The organism is Mycobacterium sp. WUMAC-067, from assembly GCF_020217485.1.
Taxonomy (GTDB): domain Bacteria; phylum Actinomycetota; class Actinomycetes; order Mycobacteriales; family Mycobacteriaceae; genus Mycobacterium.
The window spans coordinates 18,685-38,269 of sequence record NZ_JAEKMI010000042.1; the positions used below are offsets into that span (position 1 = coordinate 18,685).

Here is a 19,585-nt window from a genome sequence, read left to right on the forward strand (position 1 = left end):
GAAGCCGTCGTCGCCGCCCGTCCCGCTGGCTACCATGACCGGTAGACCGCGACGGTCCCGCCGCAGGAGAGGAGTGCTCATCCGATGACAACAGCGCGCCTGCCCAAACTGCCACTGGACGAAGCCAAAGCCGCCGCGGACGAAGCGGCCGTCCCCAATTACATGGCCGAACTGAGCATCTTCCAAGTGCTGCTCAACCATCCGCCGCTGGCGCGCGCCATCAACGACCTGCTCGCCACCATGCTCTGGCACGGCGCCCTCGACGCGCGGCTGCGCGAGCTGGTGATCATGAGGATCGGCTGGCTGACCGCCTGCGACTACGAATGGACGCAGCACTGGCGCGTCGCGTCCCGGCTCGGCGTCCCGGGCGACGACCTGCTCGGCGTGCGAGAGTGGCGGAACCACTCGGGGTTTGGGCCCACCGAGCGGGCCGTGCTGGCGGCCACCGACGACGTGGTGCGCGACGGCGCGGTCAGCGCCGCGAGCTGGGCGGCATGCGAGCGCGAATTCAACGGCGACACAACGGTTCTCGTCGAACTGGTCACGGTCATCGGCGCGTGGCGCATGGTCTCGTCCATCCTGCAGAGCCTCGAGGTGCCGCTGGAGGAGGGTGTGTCGAGCTGGCCTCCGGACGGCCGCCCGCCCGGGTCGTAGGGCCGCAGTCCCGGCGTGAATTGCTCAGGGCCGTAAGCGATTGACTTATCAAGGGAGAACTCTTAGCGTCGGGCAATGAGAACCAGGGTCGCCGAGATGCTCGGTGTCGAATTCCCGATCTGCGCCTTCAGCCATTGCCGCGACGTGGTGGCCGCGGTGACGAATGCGGGCGGGTTCGGCGTCCTGGGTGCCACCGCGCACAGCCCGGCGCGGCTGCGCAGCGAGTTGACCTGGATCGAGGAGCAGACCGGCGGCAAGCCCTACGGGGTCGACCTGCTGCTGCCGCCCAAATACGTCGGCGCCGAGCGGGGCGGGATCGACCCCGCCCAGACCCGGACTCTGCTGCCCGACGAGCACCGCGCGTTCGTCGACAACCTGCTGGCCCGCTACGGGGTGACGGCGCCCGCCGGGGAAGCCCGCGCGTCCGCGGGCGGTTTGAACATCTCGCCCAAGAGCTACCAGCCGCTGCTCGACGTGGCCTTCGCGCACAACATCCGGCTGATCGCCAGCGCGCTCGGCCCGCCCCCGGCGGACCTCGTCGAACGCGCCCACGACCAGGACGTGCTGGTGGCCGCGTTGGCCGGCACCACCCGCCACGCGCAGCGGCATGCCGCCGCCGGCGTCGACCTGATCGTCGCGCAGGGCACCGAGGCCGGCGGCCACACCGGCGAGGTGGCGACCATGGTGCTGGTGCCGGAGGTCGTCGACGCCGTCGCGCCGGTGCCCGTGCTCGCCGCCGGCGGGATCGCCCGCGGCCGCCAGATTGCGGCGGCGCTGGCTTTGGGCGCCGAGGGCGTGTGGTGCGGGTCGGTCTGGCTGACCACTGAGGAGGCCGAGACGGTGCCCGTGGTCAAGGAGAAGTTCCTGGCCGCCACGTCCTCGGACACGGTGCGGTCGCGCTCGATGACCGGCAAGCCGGCGCGGATGCTGCGCACCGCCTGGACCGAGGAGTGGGACCGCCCGGAGAACCCGGACCCGCTGGGCATGCCGTTGCAGACCGCGCTGATCACCGAGCCGCAGGTGCGCATCAACTCCGCGGCCGCCCACGACGGCGCCAAGGCGCGTGAGCTGGCGACTTACTTCGTCGGGCAGGTGGTGGGCTCGCTCGATCGGGTCCGCCCGACGCGCTCGGTGGTACTCGACATGGTCGACGAGTTCATCGACACGATCGGCCGGCTCGACGGCCTGGTCGAGAAGTGACCCGATCCGGTCGGTAACGAATCGCGGACACGCTATCCAGGGATTTGACCGCGTCAGACCGCTCGTGCATTATCGGTCGGGTAAGCACCTCGTTAGGTGAGGCGTCTACACGAATACAGGCCACTGACCCCGAACGTCGAAAGACGCCCCGGGTCAGGACAGCTCCTCCCGGCTTAAGGGTTGAGCCCAGGTGGCTTCCGGTTTGGATTGTTTTCCAGCCAGGACACGTCGTGTGGTGCCGAAGCTCTGACGAGAGGGGTGCGGATCTCCGGCGGTCGTCGGATTCTGCTCCTTTTGCTGCGCCTAGATCGCATGCGACCCCGCATGCGTCGCGACCGCGAGGAGGTGAGGGACACATGAGTTCTAGCGATAGTCCGGATCGAAGTCCGAACCCTGTTTCGTCCCGATCCGTTCTCCGGCGCGACCTTCTCGGCTGAGTCGTCGCACACGCTAAGTGCTTATCCGCCAAGCGTTCTGAGATCGGAACCGACCCGGGACGGGACACGTCAGTCCTTTTTGGTCCCCGTTGGCATTCTCCTCTAGGAGTCGATCATGACCGCAGCTCTCTACGACGAAGTCGTCACCGTCGCGCCCGCCCGCACCTTGACGGTGGTTCCCGACGTCACCGAAATCCAGGTTCCCGAGCCCGTGGAAGAGCCGCGCCGCAGCGATTACCCGCTCTTCGGCCCGGGCGGCGACCCGCTGGTCAACGGGGCCTGCCGGTTGCTGAGCATTCCGCTGCGGCACGTGTACGCGGCGCTGTGGCGGGTGGGTGTGCTCGAGGTTCGGGCCTGACAGTCCGACCGCGAGACTGTAACTGCCGACGGGTTCACTCGGCGTTTGCGTCGGTAGTTGCAGTCTCGCGATAAGATTTACTGGCGTCGATCCGGCCATCACCGGGGAGCCTTCGGAAGAACAGCCGACCGGCTCAGTAGAACCGAACGGGTAGGCCCGTCACAGCCTTTTCAATGAGCGGCCGCGCGAAAGCGCGGCAAGCGGGGTGGTACCGCGGCGCTCGCGCAGCCAGCGCGTCGTCGTCCCCAGGCCTGAGACTGGCACAGGAGACGACGTTTGACCGAGCACACATACCCGAAGCCAGCCGGCGGGGCGCCCGACTTCCCGGCCCTCGAGCTCGAGGTGCTGGACTACTGGGCCCGCGACGACACCTTCCGCGCCAGCATCGCCCGCCGCGACGGCGCCGAAGAATATGTGTTCTACGACGGGCCGCCGTTCGCCAACGGCCTGCCGCACTACGGGCACCTGCTCACCGGCTACGTCAAGGACATCGTCCCGCGATACCGCACCATGCGCGGCTACAAGGTGGAGCGCCGGTTCGGCTGGGACACCCACGGACTGCCGGCCGAACTCGAGGTCGAGCGCCAGCTCGGGATCACCGACAAATCGCAGATCGACGACATGGGCATCGCCGCCTTCAACGACGCCTGCCGGGCCTCGGTGCTGCGCTACACCGACGAGTGGCGGGCCTACGTCACCCGCCAGGCGCGCTGGGTCGATTTCGACAACGACTACAAGACGCTGGACCTGCCGTATATGGAGTCGGTGATCTGGGCGTTCAAACAGCTGTGGGACAAGGGCCTGGCGTACGAGGGCTACCGGGTGTTGCCCTATTGCTGGCGCGACGAAACCCCGCTGTCCAACCACGAATTGCGGATGGACGACGACGTCTACCAGAGCCGGCAGGACCCCGCGCTCACGGTCGGCTTCCGGGTGGTGGGCGGCGACCTGGACGGGGCTTTCTTGTTGGTCTGGACGACCACGCCGTGGACGCTGCCGTCCAACCTCGCCGTCGCGGTCAATCCCGACGTGACCTACGTCGAGGTGCTTTCCGAGGGCAGGCGTTTCGTGCTGGCCGAGGCGCGGCTGGCCGCCTACGCGAAGGAGCTCGGCGAAGAGCCCGAGGTGCTCGGCACCTACCGGGGTGCGGACCTGCTGGGCACGCAGTACCTGCCGCCGTTCCCGTATTTCTCGGACACCCCCAACGCATTTCGGGTCCTGCCGGGCGAGTTCGTCACCACCGAGGACGGCACCGGCATCGTGCACATGGCGCCGGCCTACGGCGAGGACGACATGGTCGTCGCGGACGCCGCCGGCATCGCCGCGGTCACCCCGGTCGATTCCAAGGGGCGTTTCGACGCCACCGTCCCGGATTACCAGGGGCAGCACGTCTTTGACGCCAACCCGCACATCATCCGCGACCTGAAGAATGGCAGCGGACCCGCCGCGGCCCACGGGGCGGTGCTGCTGCGCCACGAAACCTACGAGCACCCCTACCCGCACTGCTGGCGGTGCCGCAATCCGCTGATCTACCGGGCGGTGTCGTCGTGGTTCGTCGCCGTCACCGAATTCCGCGACCGCATGGTCGAACTCAACCAGCAGATCACCTGGTACCCCGAGCACGTCAAGGACGGTCAGTTCGGCAAGTGGTTGCAGGGCGCCCGCGATTGGTCGATCTCGCGAAACCGCTACTGGGGCACACCGATTCCGGTGTGGAAGTCCGACGATCCCGCCTACCCTCGCATCGACGTGTACGGCAGCCTCGACGAGCTGGAGCGCGACTTCGGGGTGCGGCCGACCAACCTGCACCGGCCCTTCATCGACGAGCTGACCCGGCCCAATCCCGACGACCCGACCGGGCGTTCGGTGATGCGGCGCATCCCCGACGTGCTCGACGTGTGGTTCGACTCCGGGTCGATGCCCTACGCCCAGGTGCACTACCCGTTCGAGAACTCCGACTGGTTCGACACGCACTATCCCGGCGACTTCATCGTCGAGTACATCGGGCAGACCCGCGGCTGGTTCTACACGTTGCACGTGCTGGCCACCGCGCTGTTCGACCGGCCCTCCTTCAAAACCTGTGTGGCCCACGGCATCGTGCTGGGCTCCGACGGCCAGAAGATGAGCAAGTCGCTGCGCAACTATCCCGACGTGTCCGAGGTGTTCGACCGCGACGGCTCCGACGCCATGCGCTGGTTCCTGATGGCCTCGCCGATCCTGCGCGGTGGCAACCTCATCGTCACCGAGCAAGCCATCCGCGAGGGCGTGCGCCAGGTGCTGCTGCCGTTGTGGAACGCCTACAGCTTCCTCGCGCTCTACGCGCCGAAAGTCGGTACCTGGCGCACCGATTCGACCCAGGTGCTGGACCGCTACATCCTGGCCAAGCTCGCCGAACTGCGCGACGACCTGACCCGCGAGATGGACCGCTGTGACATCTCGCGGGCCTGCGAGCAGCTGCGCCAATTCACCGAGGCGTTGACGAACTGGTATGTGCGACGGTCGCGTTCGCGGTTCTGGACCGAGGACGTCGACGCCATCGACACCCTGCACACCGTGCTGGAGGTGACGGCGCGGCTGGCCGCGCCGCTGCTACCCTCGGTGACCGAGGTCGTCTGGCGCGGCCTGACTGCTGAGCGGTCGGTGCACCTGACCGACTGGCCGCAGGCGGGGGAGGTGCCCGCCGACCCGGACCTGGTCGCCGCGATGGATCAGGTTCGCGACGTGTGCTCGGCCGCCTCCTCCTTGCGCAAGGCCAAGAAGCTGCGGGTGCGGTTGCCGCTTCCGAAACTCACTGTGGCCGTGGAGAACCCGCATCGTTTGGAGCCGTTCACCGACCTGATCGCCGACGAGCTCAACGTCAAGAGCGTCGAGCTGACCGATGCGATCGACACCTACGGCCGGTTCGAGCTCACCGTCAACGCGCGGGTGGCCGGGCCGCGGCTGGGCAAGGACGTGCAGGCCGCGATCAAGGCGGTCAAGGCGGGGGAGGGCGTCGTCAACGACGACGGCACCCTGACCGCCGGCCCCGCGGTCCTGCGGCCCGGCGAATACAGCTCGCGGCTGGTCGCCGCCGACCCGGAATTCACCGCGGCCCTGCCCGACGGCGCGGGCCTGGTGGTGCTGGACGGCACCGTCACACCGGAACTCGAAGCCGAGGGCTGGGCCAAGGATCGGATCCGCGAGTTGCAGGAGCTGCGCAAGTCGACGGGCTTGGATGTCTCCGATCGCATCAGCGTGGTGATGTCGGTGCCCGCCGAGCGCGCCGACTGGGCGCAGGCGCACCGCGACCTCATCGCGGGGGAGATACTCGCCACGAGTTTTCAATTTGCCGAGTCGGTACCGGACGCCGTCGCTATCGGCGACGGCGTGCGGGTGAGCATCGCCAAGGCCTGACCCTTTTGCCCCGCGAAACTGTATTCCACGACGCGTTTCGCGAGAAGAGGTGTCGGTAGTTGCAGTCTCGCGGCGTGTCAGGGGGCCGTGGCACGCTCCCGTCGTGAGTGCAGGACCTTTCATCGGTACGGAAGCCGTCCGTGCGGGAGCGTGGACGGAACGTGAGCTCCGACGCTCCTGCACCCGCGTCTACCGCAACGTGTACCAACGCCGCGGCAGCGAACTGACCGCCCGCGATCGCGCGATCGCGGCGTGGCTATGGTCGGGGAAAGATGCCGTCGTGGCCGGCAACTCCGCGGCAGCGCTGCTCGGCGCCGAGTGGATCGATGCCCACGCGCCCGCCGAATTGGTGTGCGATCGCACGCGCCCCCCGTCGTTGATCATTACTCGTAACGACGTGCTGCGGCCAGAGGAGGTGACCGCGGTCGACGGCGTGCCCGTCACGTCGCCCGCCCGTACCGCGTTCGACCTTGGTCGTCGATCCGCGGGGTTGACGGTCGCGGTGATCCGAATGGATGCCCTGGGTCGCGCCACGGGTGTTGCCGCCAAGGACGTGTACCCCCTGCTGAAGACTCACCGCGGCGCTCGCGGCATGAAGCAGCTGCGCCGAGCACTGCCGCTCATCGATGCCGGTGCCGAATCTCCACAAGAGACAAGACTCGTGCTGGTGAACGGGGGCTTGCCGAGGCCGCAGACGCAGATCATCGTGCGCAACGTCTGGGGTGCGGTGCTGGCCAGGATCGACATGGGTTGGGAGGAGTGGCTCGTCGGGGTGGAATACGACGGCCCGCAGCACTGGACGGATCCGCGCATCCGCGCCAATGACATCGAGCGCACCGCCGAACTGGAGCGACGGGGATGGCGGCTGGTCCGCGTCGGCGCCGACTTGCTACGCCACCGGCCCGACGTCGTGGTGGACCGGGCCCGGACCGCCCTGCTTGCCGCCGGCTGCCGCTTGTGACCGCGAGACTGTAGCTGGCGACGCGTTTCTCGAGAAGACCCGTCGCTAAGTACAGTCTCGCGGCTCGCTCTGCCTTGGCCTCGCGGCGTCGGGCGGGCCCTAGCATCTGCAGGATGGGGTCGCGTTGGGTCTTGCACCTGGACATGGACGCGTTCTTCGCTTCCGTCGAGCAGCTCACCCGGCCGACCCTGCGCGGTCGGCCGGTCCTGGTCGGCGGTTTGGGCGGCCGCGGCGTCGTGGCCGGCGCCAGCTACGAGGCCCGCGTGTTCGGCGCCCGGTCGGCCATGCCCATGCATCAGGCCCGACGGCTGGTCGGCGCCAGCGCGGTGGTGTTGCCGCCGCGCGGCGTGGTGTACGGGGTGGCCAGCCGGCGGGTCTTCGACACCATCCGCGCCGTGGTCCCCGTCGTCGAGCAACTCTCCTTCGACGAGGGATTCGGCGAACCCGCGCAGCTGGCCGGGGCGTCCGCCGAGGACGTCGAGGCGTTCTGCGAGGACCTGCGCCGACGGGTTCGTGACCAGACCGGGCTGATCGCCTCGGTCGGCGCGGGCTCGGGCAAGCAGATCGCCAAGATCGCCTCCGGCCTGGCCAAGCCCGACGGGATCCGCGTGGTCCGCCGCGACGAAGAACGGCCGCTGCTCGGCGGATTGCCGGTGCGCCGGCTGTGGGGGATCGGCCCGGTCGCCGAGGAGAAACTGCACCGCCTCGGCATCGAGACCATCGAGGAGCTGGCCGCGCTGACCGACGCCGAGGCGGCCAACATCCTGGGCGCCACGATCGGACCGGCGCTGCACCGGCTGGCCCTCGGCGTCGACGACCGCCCGGTCGCCGAGCGCGCCGAAGCCAAACAGATCAGCTCCGAGTCGACCTTCGCCGTCGACCTGACCAGCCTGGAACAGCTGCGGGAGGCGATCGAACCGATCGCCGAGCACGCCCATCACCGGCTGCTGCGCGACGGCCGCGGCGCGCGCACCGTCACGGTCAAGCTGAAGAAATCCGACATGAGCACGCTGACCCGGTCCGCGACGCTGCCGTACGCCACCACCGAGGTCGCCGCGCTGGTCGGCGTGGCCCGGCGGCTGTTGCTCGATCCGCGCGAGATCGGGCCCATTCGCCTTCTCGGCGTGGGGTTTTCGGGGTTGAGCGACGTGCGCCAGGAGTCGCTGTTCCCCGATTTGGAACTGCCGCAGCCGCAACCGGATTCGTCTTCGGTCGAAACCGCGACCGAGGCGATGTTCACCAAGGGGTCCCCAACAGGAGAGGCGGACGGCTGGCGGGTGGGCGATGACGTCCTACACCGCGAGCTTGGGCACGGGTGGGTGCAAGGCGCGGGCCACGGCGTGGTCACCGCCCGGTTCGAAACCCGCGCCTCCGGCCCGGGCCCGGCCCGGACGTTTCCCGCCGGCAGCGGCGAGCTGTCCCGCGCCAATCCGGTCGATTCGCTGGACTGGCCGGACTACGTCGGCGAGCTGCAGGCCGACGCCGTGTCAGCCCCACCGGCCGATGACGTCGGCGACGGGTAGGCCGGCGGCCAGCGCGGCGATCAGCAAAACGCGCGCCTGAGACGGCCGCAGACTGGGCACCATCACCGCCCCGGCCGCCGCCATGTCATGCCCGGGGCCGTAGCTCGCGCCGACCCGCCCGCCGGGGACCCGGGTGGACACCGCGACGACGATCCCGTCGCCGCAGTGCCGACGCACCGCGTCGACCACCGCGCGCCCGGCGTTACCCGAGCCCAACGCCTCGAGCACCACGCCCCGCGCCCCGGCAACCACGCACGCGTCGAGCGCCACCGCGTCGCCGCCCAGGTAGGCCGCGACGATGTCGACCCGCGGCGCCGAGCCCGCCCGCAGGTCGCCCACGTACGGCCGCGTCTTCGGCCCGGTGAGCGTCACGTCGCCGGCGACGGTGCCGAGGACCTGACCGGTGAACCCGCTCAGGTCCTCGGTGGCCACCTTGTACATGCCCAGCGGCTGCAGCACCCGGCCCGCAAAACACATCACCACGCCCAGGCCGCGGGCGGCGGGGCTGGCCGCCACGGCCAGGGCGTCACGCACGTTCGCCGGACCGTCCGCGTCGGGCGCGTCGGCGCTGCGCATCGCGCCGGTCAACAGGACCGGCGCGTCGCCGGCGTAGGTGAGCTCGAGCCACAGCGCGCTTTCCTCCATGGTGTCGGTGCCATGCAGGACCACCACCCCGTCGGCGCCGCCGTCGACCGCGGCCCTCACCGCGTCGCGGATCCGGTCCCAATCGGCCAGCGTCAGCTCCGAGCTGTCGACGGCCAGTAGGTCGACGACGTCGACGTCGAATCCGGACGTCAGGTGGGCCGCGCCGTAGGCCGGGCGATGCACCCCGTCGGCGCCGGTGGCGGTCGATATCGTGCCCCCGGTGGCGATCACGGTGAGGCGGGCCATGGTCGAATCATTGCGCATCGCCGCCGCGGACGTCGCTCGCCCGCGCGGAGCGGTAGGGGATGATGAGAGAGTGCCTGAAGAACCAACGGGATCGACTGAGCCGGTGACCTCGGCCGACAAGCCTGGGGACGCCGCGGCGACCGACCCGCAGCGGCCGCGTGAGCCTGCTCCAAGGCGACTGCGCCTGCTGCTGTCGGTCGCGGCGATCGTCCTGGCCCTCGACATCGTCACCAAGGTGCTCGCCGTCAAGCTGCTGCCTCCCGGCCAGCCGGTGCCGATCATCGGCGACACCGTGACCTGGACCCTGGTGCGCAATTCGGGCGCCGCGTTCTCGATGGCGACCGGTTACACGTGGATGCTGACCCTGATCGCGACGGGCGTGGTGGTCGGCATCTTCTGGATGGGCCGGCGGCTGGTGTCGCCCTGGTGGGCGGTGGGCCTGGGATTGATCCTCGGCGGCGCGATGGGCAACCTGGTCGACCGCTTCTTCCGCGCCCCCGGCCCGCTGCGCGGCCACGTCGTCGACTTCCTCTCGGTCGGTTGGTGGCCGGTGTTCAATGTCGCCGACCCCTCGGTGGTCGGCGGCGCCATCCTGCTGGTGGTGCTGTCGATCTTCGGCTTCGACTTCGACTCAGTCGGGCGGCGCAAGGCCGACGGGGACACCGGGGACAGCCCGGGTGAGTGACCGCTCGATGCCGGTCCCGGAGGGACTGGCGGGCATGCGCGTCGACGCTGGGCTGGCCCGCCTGCTGGGACTCTCGCGCAGCGCGGCGGCGGCCCTGGCCGAAGACGGCGGCGTCGAACTGGACGGGGTGCAGGCCGGCAAGTCCGATCGGCTGACCGGCGGCGCGTGGCTGCAGGTGCGCCTGCCCGAGCCGCCGGCGCCGTTGCAGAACACGCCGGTCGACATCGAGGGCATGACGATCCTGTATTCCGACGACGACATCGTCGCGGTCGACAAACCGGCCGCGGTGGCCGCGCACGCCTCGGTGGGCTGGAGCGGGCCGACGGTGCTCGGCGGCCTGGCCGCCGCCGGATATCGGATCACCACCTCCGGTGTGCCCGAGCGGCAGGGCATCGTGCATCGGCTCGACGTCGGCACCTCCGGGGTGATGGTGGTGGCGCTGTCCGAGCGCGCCTACACGCTGCTCAAGCGGGCGTTCAAACAGCGCACCGTCGACAAGCGCTATCACGCGCTGGTGCAGGGACATCCGGATCCGTCCAGCGGCACCATCGACGCGCCGATCGGGCGCCACCGCGGCGGTGAGTGGAAGTTCGCGGTCACCAAGGACGGCCGGCACAGCCTCACCCACTACGACACCGTGGAGGCCTTCGTCGCGGCCAGCCTGCTCGACGTGCACCTGGAAACCGGGCGCACCCACCAGATCCGGGTGCATTTCTCCGCGCTGCACCACCCGTGCTGCGGTGACCTGGTCTACGGTGCCGATCCCAAGCTCGCGAAAAGGCTTGGGCTGGAACGTCAATGGCTGCACGCCCGCTCGCTGTCGTTCGCCCACCCCGCCGACGGGCGGCGGATGGAGATCGTCAGCCCCTACCCGCCCGACCTGCAGCACGCGCTGGACGTGCTGCGCGACGAGGGCTGACTCAGTCTGATGGTCGCGACCCGCTGCGCCCGGCTTCGCCGCGCTTGCGATCGCTCAGCTGGGCTTGCGGGCCTCGACGAGCAACCGCACTGAGTCGGTGACGAACGGCCCGCCGGATTCGATGCGCTCGTGCAGGGCGGCCAGCCGGTCGCGGTAGCGCTGCACGGTGAAGTCGGGCACCGTCCAGATCACCTTGCGCAGGAAGTAGACGACCGCGCCGATGTCGAAGAACTCGGCGCGCATCCGCTCCATGCGCAGATCGACGATCTGCAGCCCGGCGGCCTCGGCCCGCGCGCGCACGGCGTCCGGGTGAAACTCGGCCCATTTCTCCGGCTGCGGCCCGATGAAGTACTCGACCAGCTCGGCCATCGAGGCGGGGCCGATGTGCTGCGCGAAGTACGTGCCACCCGGGCGGAGCACCCGAAAGATCTCGGTCCACCAGATGGACGTCGGATGACGCGTGGTCACCAGGTCGAACGCGCCGTCGGCAAACGGCAGCGGCGGCTCATCGCGAGTCGCGACGACCACCACGCCCAGCGGATGCAGGCGTCGCGTGGCCAGGGCCGCATTGGGAGGCCACGTCTCGATGGCCGCCATGGTGGGCGGGAACGGCGCGGCGCCGGCCAGCACCTCCCCGCCGCCGGTGTGAATGTCCAGCGCGGCCGACACGGTCGCGAGTCGTTGGCTCAGCAGGCGTTGGTAGCCCCACGACGGGCGTTCCTCGGTCGCCCGGCCGTCCAGCCACGAGAAATCCCAGCCGTCGACCGGGGCGGCGTCCGCCTCCGCGATCAGGTCGTCAAATGTGCGCCGCATGTCAGCATGCTAGGCACCGTTCACGCCGTATGGCAGGTCCGCGGCTCAGACCGTCGCCTTGGCGTCGCCCGTGGCGATCTCGGGCGCCAACGGCGCGATCGCACCGAGGATCTCGGTCACCGTCTCGGGCGGCACCCCCGCGGCGGCCAGCGCATCGGCCAAATGCCCGGCCACCAAACCGAAGTGGTGCATGCTGATGCCGCGGCCCTGATGCACCTGCTTCATCGGTGCCCCGGTGTAGGGCTCCGGGCCGCCCAACGCGGCGGCGAAGAACTCGACCTGTTTGCCCTTGAGGCGGTTCATGTTCGTGCCGGTGAAGAACCCGCACAGTTCGTCATCGCCAAGCACCCGGACGTAGAAGTCGTCGACCACGACCTCGATCGCCTCGTGCCCGCCGATCCGCTCATAGATGGTGACCGGTCCGGCCTTGCGGAAGCGCGCCAGCATTTTCATGAATCCGATTGGAGCATCCCGGCGTTGCCCGCCGGTTAGTGCGCGATCACGCCCGGATTGCTTTGTGTAACAAGCGGATTGCCCACCGATGACGTTGGTCGTGGGTAAACGGTGAGAGGGCGCTGCGCGTCACATGACCGCAATCCGCATCGTGGCGGGGGGCTGATGACCTAGGTTGGCGGTATGACGCACGTCACATCACTGTCCGGGAGCGAACGCCGATGAACCTTGGCGACTTGACGAACTTGGTGGAGAACTCGCTGGGGAGCCTGGTGGAAAAGCCGCTGGCGACGGTGTCTCACCTCGTCAACACCCCGAACTCGGCAGGCCGGTATCGGCCGTTCTATCTGAGGAACCTGCTCGACGCGGTGCAGGGCCGCACGCTCAAGGAAGCCGTCCGCGACAAGACCATCCTGATCACCGGGGGATCGTCGGGCATCGGTGAGGCCGCCGCGAAGAAGATCGCCGAGGCCGGGGGGACCGTGGCGCTGGTCGCCCGCACCCGGGAAAACCTCGAGAAGGTCGCCGACGACATCAGCGGCGCCGGCGGGACCGCCCACGTCTACCCCTGCGACCTGACCGACATGGATGCCATCGCAGCGATGGCCGATCAGGTGCTCGACGAGCTCGGCGGCGTCGACATTTTGATCAACAATGCGGGGCGGTCGATTCGCCGTTCGCTGGAGCTGTCCTACGACCGCATTCACGACTATCAGCGGACCATGCAGCTGAACTACCTCGGCGCGGTCCAGCTGATCCTCAAGTTCATCCCCGGGATGCGCGAGCGGGGGTATGGGCACATCGTCAACGTCTCCTCGGTGGGTGTGCAGACGCGGGCTCCCCGCTTCGGGGCCTACATCGCCAGCAAGGCCGCGCTGGACAGCCTGTGCGACTCGCTGCAGGCCGAGACCGTGAACGACGACGTCAAGTTCACCACCGTGCACATGGCGCTGGTGCGCACGCCGATGATCAGCCCGACCACGCTGTATGACAAGTTCCCGGCGCTGACGCCCGAGCAGGCGGCCGGCGTGATCGCCGACGCGATCGTGCACCGGCCCCGCCGGGCCAGCTCACCGTTCGGCCAGTTCGCCGCCGTCGCCGATGCCGTCAACCCGGCGGTGATGGACCGGGTGCGCAACCGGGCGTTCGCCATGTTCGGCGACTCCAGCGCCGCCAAGGGCGACGAATCGACCACCGACACAACGGAATTCGACCGACGAAGCGAGACGTTTGTGCGGGCGACCCGAGGGATACATTGGTGAGACATGAGCCTTCCGAAACCTGATATCGATACCACCGTCGTCATCACCGGCGCCTCCTCGGGCATCGGCGCCGAACTGGCCCGCGGCCTGGCCCGCCGCGGCTTCCCGCTGCTGCTGGTGGCGCGGCGCCGCGAGCGCCTCGACGAGCTGGCCAACGAGGTCGGCCAGGAATATTCCGTGGCCGTCGAGGTGCTGCCGCTGGATCTCGGCGACGGCGAGGGCCGCGCGAAGTTGGCGGAACGGCTGCGCGGCGAGCCGATCGCCGGGCTGTGCAACAGCGCCGGCTTCGGCACCAGCGGGGTCTTCCACGAGTTGCCGGTGGAACGCGAGAGCGAAGAGGTCACCCTCAACGCGCTGGCGTTGATGGAACTCACCCACGCGGCCTTGCCCGGCATGGTCGCGCGCGGCGCCGGCGCGGTGATGAACATCGCGTCGATCGCGGGCTTTCAGCCGGTTCCCTACATGGCCGTCTATTCGGCCACCAAGGCCTTCGTGCAGACGTTCTCCGAAGCCATCCACGAGGAGCTGCACGGCACCGGGGTGTCGGTCACCTGCCTGTGCCCGGGCCCGGTGCCCACCGAATGGGCGGAGATCGCCAACGCCGAGCGGTTCAGCATTCCGCTCGCGCAGGTCTCGCCGCGCGACGTGGCCGAGGCGGCGATCGACGGCATGGTCTCCGGCAGGCGCACGGTGGTGCCCGGCGTGGTTCCCAAGGTGGTCAGCACGGGCGGCCGGTTCGTGCCGCGCAGCCTGCTGCTGCCGGGCATCCGGATCGGCAACCGATTCCGCGGCGGTCCCAAGCACTGAGCGGGTCGCCGGGTCGGGGCCCGTCTCGGCAACAACGAGCGAGACCGCAGTGACGGATGAGGCCGGGCGCTAGGCTCATTCGGTGGCTGCCGTGGAGATGACCGCCGACGTACCGATGAGCCCCCAGCAGATGTGGGACCAGGTGTCCGACCTGTCGGACCTGGGCGACTGGCTGGTCATGCACGAGGGCTGGCGCAGCGAGCTGCCCGACGAGCTGGGCGAAGGCACCCAAGTCGTCGGCGTCGCCCGCGCCAAGGGCTTCCGCAACCGGGTGACCTGGACGGTGACCAAGTGGGACCCGCCGCACGAGGTCGCGATGTCGGGCTCCGGCAAAGGCGGCGCCAAATACGCCGTCTCGCTCACCGTGCGCCCCACCGGCGAGGGATCGACGCTGGGCCTGCGCCTGGAGCTGGGCGGTCGCCCGCTGTTCGGTCCGGTGGGCGCGGCGGCGGCACGCGCCGTCAAAGGCGACGTGCAGAAGTCGTTAAAAAACTTCGTCGAGTTGTACGGATAAACCCTGTGGCGATCGCCAGCGCGGCGCAGCCGGGCGCGGCGGGTCGCCACCGAAATCATCCGTGACACACGCGGCGACACGCCCAACTCGTGTCGGTCGGCGGTCATAGACTGGCGTCCCTATGAACCACTCGTCCTTCGTGCACCTGCATAACCACACCGAGTATTCGATGTTGGACGGTGCCGCGAAGATCACGCCGATGCTCGCCGAGGTGGACCGGCTGCAAATGCCCGCGGTCGGGATGACCGACCACGGAAACATGTTCGGCGCCAGCGAGTTCTACAACGCCGCCGCCAAGGCGGGGATCAAGCCGATCATCGGCGTCGAGGCCTACATCGCGCCGGCGTCGCGCTTCGACACCCGGCGGATCCTGTGGGGTGACCCCGGCCAGAAGTCCGACGACGTGTCGGGCAGCGGCTCGTACACGCACCTGACCATGGTGGCCGAGAACGCCACCGGCCTGCGCAACCTGTTCAAGCTGACCTCGCTGGCGTCGTTCGAGGGCCAGCTCGGCAAGTGGTCGCGAATGGACGCCGAGATCATCGCCGAGCACGCCGAGGGCATCATCGCCACCACCGGCTGCCCCTCGGGGGAGGTGCAGACCCGACTTCGCCTGGGCCATGACCGCGAGGCGCTGGAGTCGGCCGCCAAGTGGCGCGAGATCTTCGGCGCCGACAACTACTTCCTCGAGCTGATGGACCACGGGCTGTCCATCGAGCAGCGGGTCCGCGAAGGGCTGCTCGAGATCGGCCGCAAGCTGGGCATCCCGCCGCTGGCCACCAACGACTGCCACTACGTCACCCGCGACGCCGCCCACAACCACGAGGCGCTGTTGTGCGTGCAGACCGGCAAGACCCTCTCGGACCCCAACCGATTCAAGTTCGACGGCGACGGCTACTACCTGAAGTCGGCCGCCGAGATGCGCCGGATCTGGGACGACGAGGTCCCCGGCGCCTGCGACTCCACCCTGCTCATCGCCGAGCGGGTGCAGCCCTACGACGAGGTCTGGGCGCCGCGCGACCGGATGCCGATCTTCCCGGTGCCCGAGGGGCACGACCAGGCGAGCTGGCTGCACCACGAGGTGATGGCCGGGCTGGCGCGCCGCTTCCCGTCCGGCGTCGGCCAGGACTACATCGACCGGGCCGAGTACGAGATCAAGGTCATCTGCGACAAGGGTTTCCCGTCGTACTTCCTGATCGTCGCCGACCTGATCAACTACGCCCGGTCTGTCGACATCCGGGTGGGGCCGGGGCGTGGTTCGGCGGCCGGCTCGCTGGTGGCCTACGCGCTGGGCATCACCAACATCGACCCCATTCCGCACGGCCTGCTGTTCGAGCGGTTCCTCAACCCGGAACGTCCGTCGGCGCCCGACATCGACATCGACTTCGACGACCGTCGTCGCGGCGAAATGGTGCGCTACGCCGCCGACAAGTGGGGCTCCGACCGCGTCGCGCAGGTCATCACCTTCGGCACCATCAAAACCAAAGCGGCCCTGAAGGACTCGGCGCGAATCCATTACGGCCAGCCCGGCTTCGCCATCGCCGACCGGATCACCAAGGCGCTGCCGCCGCCGATCATGGCGAAGGACATTCCGCTGTCGGGGATCACCGATCCCGCCCACGAGCGGTACAAGGAGGCCGCCGAGGTCCGCGGCCTGATCGAAACCGACCCCGACGTCCGCACCATCTACCAGACCGCCCGCGGCCTGGAAGGCCTGATCCGCAACGCCGGGGTGCACGCGTGCGCGGTGATCATGAGCAGCGAGCCGCTGACCGAGGCCATCCCGCTGTGGAAGCGCCCGCAGGACGGGGCCATCATCACCGGCTGGGACTACCCGTCGTGTGAGGCCATCGGCCTGCTGAAGATGGACTTCCTGGGCCTGCGCAACCTGACGATCATCGGCGACGCCCTGGATAACATCAAGGCCAACAGGGGAATTGACCTCGACCTGGAATCCGTGCCGCTCGACGACAAACCCACCTACGAGCTGCTGGGCCGCGGCGACACCCTGGGCGTGTTCCAGCTCGACGGCGGGCCGATGCGCGACCTGCTGCGCCGCATGCAGCCCACCGAGTTCAACGACATCGTCGCGGTGCTGGCGCTGTACCGCCCCGGGCCGATGGGCATGAACGCCCACAACGACTACGCCGACCGCAAGAACGGTCGCCAGCCGATCAAGCCGATCCACCCGGAGCTCGAGGAGCCGCTGCGCGAAATCCTCTCCGAGACTTACGGTTTGATCGTCTACCAAGAGCAGATCATGTTCATCGCCCAAAAGGTCGCCTCCTACACCATGGGCAAGGCCGACGCGTTGCGCAAGGCGATGGGCAAGAAGAAGCTCGAGGTGCTCGAGGCCGAGTACAAGGGCTTCTACGAGGGCATGACCGCCAACGGATTCTCCGAAAAAGCGGTGAAGGCGTTGTGGGACACCATCCTTCCCTTCGCCGGGTATGCGTTCAACAAATCGCACGCGGCCGGCTACGGCCTGGTCTCGTATTGGACCGCCTACCTGAAGGCCAACTATCCGGCCGAGTACATGGCCGGGCTGCTGACCTCGGTGGGCGACGACAAGGACAAGGCCGCCGTCTACCTGGCCGACTGCCGCAAGCTGGGCATCACGGTGTTGCCGCCCGACGTCAACGAGTCGCTGGTGAACTTCGCCTCGGTCGGAACGGACATCCGCTTCGGGCTGGGCGCGGTGCGCAACGTCGGCGCCAACGTGGTGGGTTCGCTGATCGGCACCCGCAACGGCAAGGGCAAGTTCACCGACTTCTCGGACTACCTCAACAAGATCGACATCGCGGCCTGCAACAAGAAGGTCACCGAGTCGCTGATCAAGGCCGGCGCCTTCGACTCGCTCGGTCACGCCCGCAAGGGCCTGTTCCTGGTGCACACCGACGCGGTCGATTCGGTGCTGGGCACCAAGAAGGCCGAGGCGATGGGCCAATTCGACCTGTTCGGCGGCGACGACGGGTGCACCGAAGCGGTGTTCACCATCAAGGTGCCCGACGACGAGTGGGAGGACAAGCACAAGCTCGCGCTGGAGCGGGAGATGCTGGGCCTCTACGTGTCCGGGCATCCGCTCAACGGGGTGGCGCACCTGCTGGCCGCCCAGGTCGACACCCAGATCCCGGCCATCCTCGACGGCGACGTGCCCAACGAGACCCAGGTGCGGGTGGGCGGCATCCTCGCGTCGGTCAACCGGCGGGTCAACAAGAACGGGATGCCCTGGGCGTCAGCGCAATTGGAGGACCTCACCGGTGGCATCGAGGTGATGTTCTTCCCGCACGCGTACTCGAGCTACGGCGCCGACATCGCCGACGACACCGTCGTGCTGATCAACGCCAAGGTGGCCATCCGCGACGACCGCATCAGCCTGATCGCCAACGAGCTTGTGGTGCCGGACTTTTCCACCGCCCAGGTGAACCGGCCGATCGCCGTCAGCCTGCCCACCCGGCAGTGCACCATCGACAAGGTCAGCGCGCTCAAGCAGGTGCTGGCGCGGCACCCGGGCACCTCGCAGGTACACCTGCGGCTGATCAGCGGGGACCGGATCACCACGCTGGAACTCGATGCGTCGCTTCGGGTGACGCCGTCGCCGGCGTTGATGGGGGACCTCAAGGAGCTACTCGGCCCGGGCTGCCTAGGGGGCTAGCGGGTCGCGGTTCAGCGCCCCGCTCCGCCGCGAAGGTGCTCATATGTACGCGGTTTACGGCGTGTCGGTGTACAAACACGCGCGCTCGCGGGCTGACGGTTACGCGTCGTCGGTCTTCCGCAGCGGATTTGGAACTGGCGACTCCGAAACACCGCTGAGCTTGCGCAGCGTAACGATGCAGGCTTGGAGCTCTCTGAGAGTCACGCTGGCCGCCTTGGCCCGGAAGAACTCATGCAGCTGGCGCAACGACTCCTTTTGCAGGCGCACACCGCGCGGCGTCACCCGGATGCGGGTGACCCGCTTGTCGACATTCGATGCCGTCCGTCGCAACAGATCCGCGGCGGCGAGCTTGTCGATGTCCGCGGTGATGGTACTCGGCAGCACGTTGAGATATTCGCTCAGCGAGCTGGGGCGATCGAGCCCGGCGTGGACCAGAAAGATGATGCCCAGGGCGCGTTCAGAGATTCCATACTCATCGGCCACCGGCATGGTGAGGGTCGCAATCATACGTTGGACGTCCATCACCGCTCCAAGAAAGTCGACGATGTCGGCGTCGTCGGCAGGCCTAATGGCGTCGGTCACGACGCCATACGCTACCGCCTCGCCGTCTGACAGCGGCTCAAGATAATATTTCATTATATGAATAATCTGGGTTAATCTTCACCCGAGGCGATGTTCGCCTCACGCGTCACGAGGTCGCACGGAGACGGCGAGGAGTGCAATGAAGCCATCAGTTCCTGTCGAGGAGCCCGCGATCGCCAGCCGGACCAACCGCCCCCGTGCCGCTTCCTCCTGGCAGGTCCTACTCGGTTGGGTGATCGTGGCCGCGCTGGCGGTCGTCATTCTGGTGACCGCAGACAAGCACGGACCGGTGTCGACCGACAACGCGAATCCGGACGGCGTGGGCAAGCCGCCGCCGGTACAGCCACTGTTACACCCCTTCGACTGGCTTGCGTGCGGACAGATATTGGGCGCTCTGCTCGCCGCTGGCACAATGGTCGCGTCGGTTCTCGTCTGGAGGCGTCATCCCGGACACCCGGTCATACTTATGACCCTCGCT

16 protein-coding genes, 1 pseudogene and 1 riboswitch are annotated in these 19,585 nt (G+C 68.5%); of the genes and pseudogenes, 13 read left to right on the top strand and 4 right to left on the bottom strand.

Features of this window, described 5'->3' with window-relative positions; all coding sequences use genetic code 11:
• Positions 1-84: 84 nt before the first annotated feature.
• The 6 genes from JF781_RS22310 (at position 85) to JF781_RS22335 (ending at position 8,526) form a co-directional block, all read left to right on the top strand.
• On the top strand, positions 85-654 hold the full coding sequence (locus JF781_RS22310) for a carboxymuconolactone decarboxylase family protein (protein WP_225327582.1): 570 nt from the start codon (positions 85-87) through the stop codon (positions 652-654).
• A 75-nt stretch (positions 655-729) separates the two neighbouring features.
• Positions 730-1,854 (top strand): nitronate monooxygenase family protein, encoded by a 1,125-nt coding sequence (locus tag JF781_RS22315; RefSeq protein ID WP_225327583.1) that lies wholly within the window; start codon positions 730-732, stop codon positions 1,852-1,854.
• Positions 1,855-1,935: 81 nt separating this feature from the next.
• A riboswitch (M-box (ykoK) riboswitch) is annotated at positions 1,936-2,119 on the top strand.
• A 287-nt stretch (positions 2,120-2,406) separates the two neighbouring features.
• A complete protein-coding gene (locus tag JF781_RS22320; protein ID WP_225327584.1) occupies positions 2,407-2,649 on the top strand; it encodes an Rv1535 family protein in 243 nt (80 codons plus the stop codon).
• Positions 2,650-2,925: 276 nt separating this feature from the next.
• Entirely contained in the window at positions 2,926-6,042 is a 3,117-nt protein-coding gene (gene ileS, locus JF781_RS22325) for an isoleucine--tRNA ligase (protein ID WP_225327585.1), read from the top strand.
• Between the two features lie 103 nt (positions 6,043-6,145).
• Positions 6,146-7,003, top strand: a complete 858-nt coding sequence (locus JF781_RS28600) for a DUF559 domain-containing protein (protein WP_225327586.1) — start codon at positions 6,146-6,148, stop codon at positions 7,001-7,003.
• A gap of 113 nt (positions 7,004-7,116) precedes the next feature.
• Complete coding sequence (locus JF781_RS22335) at positions 7,117-8,526, top strand: DNA polymerase IV (protein WP_225327587.1); 1,410 nt, start codon at positions 7,117-7,119, stop codon at positions 8,524-8,526.
• On the opposite strand, the gene JF781_RS22340 is transcribed toward JF781_RS22335, so the two are convergent.
• The gene (locus JF781_RS22340) at positions 8,491-9,417 is read right to left on the bottom strand and encodes an asparaginase (protein WP_225327588.1); all 927 of its coding nucleotides are present in this window, start codon (positions 9,415-9,417) and stop codon (positions 8,491-8,493) included. The genes JF781_RS22335 and JF781_RS22340 overlap by 36 nt on opposite strands.
• Before the next feature lie 70 nt (positions 9,418-9,487).
• Between JF781_RS22340 and lspA the strand changes: the two genes are divergently transcribed.
• Positions 9,488-10,102, top strand: a complete 615-nt coding sequence (gene lspA / locus JF781_RS22345; RefSeq protein WP_225327589.1) for a signal peptidase II — start codon at positions 9,488-9,490, stop codon at positions 10,100-10,102.
• Positions 10,095-11,021 carry an RluA family pseudouridine synthase gene (locus tag JF781_RS22350; RefSeq protein ID WP_225327590.1) on the top strand — a complete coding sequence of 309 codons (927 nt, stop codon included), beginning with the start codon at positions 10,095-10,097 and terminating at the stop codon, positions 11,019-11,021. Before lspA ends, JF781_RS22350 begins: the two co-directional genes overlap by 8 nt.
• Before the next feature lie 54 nt (positions 11,022-11,075).
• On the opposite strand, the gene JF781_RS22355 is transcribed toward JF781_RS22350, so the two are convergent.
• Together JF781_RS22355 and JF781_RS22360 are read right to left on the bottom strand one after the other, a co-directional pair.
• Positions 11,076-11,834 carry a class I SAM-dependent methyltransferase gene (locus tag JF781_RS22355; RefSeq protein WP_225327591.1) on the bottom strand — a complete coding sequence of 253 codons (759 nt, stop codon included), beginning with the start codon at positions 11,832-11,834 and terminating at the stop codon, positions 11,076-11,078.
• Positions 11,835-11,879: 45 nt separating this feature from the next.
• A complete protein-coding gene (locus JF781_RS22360) occupies positions 11,880-12,287 on the bottom strand; it encodes a group 1 truncated hemoglobin (RefSeq protein ID WP_225327592.1) in 408 nt (135 codons plus the stop codon).
• A gap of 221 nt (positions 12,288-12,508) precedes the next feature.
• Here JF781_RS22360 and JF781_RS22365 point away from each other — a divergent pair, with 221 nt between their 5' ends.
• From JF781_RS22365 to dnaE, 4 genes are all read left to right on the top strand, one after another.
• Entirely contained in the window at positions 12,509-13,549 is a 1,041-nt protein-coding gene (locus tag JF781_RS22365; RefSeq protein WP_225327593.1) for an SDR family NAD(P)-dependent oxidoreductase, read from the top strand.
• 3 nt (positions 13,550-13,552) lie between these two features.
• Positions 13,553-14,356 (top strand): SDR family oxidoreductase, encoded by an 804-nt coding sequence (locus JF781_RS22370; RefSeq protein ID WP_225327594.1) that lies wholly within the window; start codon positions 13,553-13,555, stop codon positions 14,354-14,356.
• Between the two features lie 82 nt (positions 14,357-14,438).
• Entirely contained in the window at positions 14,439-14,870 is a 432-nt protein-coding gene (locus tag JF781_RS22375) for an SRPBCC family protein (RefSeq protein ID WP_225327595.1), read from the top strand.
• A gap of 121 nt (positions 14,871-14,991) precedes the next feature.
• Positions 14,992-18,525 (top strand): DNA polymerase III subunit alpha, encoded by a 3,534-nt coding sequence (gene dnaE, locus JF781_RS22380; RefSeq protein WP_225327596.1) that lies wholly within the window; start codon positions 14,992-14,994, stop codon positions 18,523-18,525.
• 99 nt (positions 18,526-18,624) lie between these two features.
• Here dnaE and JF781_RS22385 read toward each other — a convergent pair whose 3' ends face one another.
• Complete coding sequence (locus JF781_RS22385) at positions 18,625-19,161, bottom strand: MarR family winged helix-turn-helix transcriptional regulator (RefSeq protein WP_225327597.1); 537 nt, start codon at positions 19,159-19,161, stop codon at positions 18,625-18,627.
• Positions 19,162-19,339: 178 nt separating this feature from the next.
• Here JF781_RS22385 and JF781_RS22390 point away from each other — a divergent pair.
• Positions 19,340-19,585, top strand: a pseudogene (locus JF781_RS22390) (DUF5135 domain-containing protein); the annotation flags it as partial.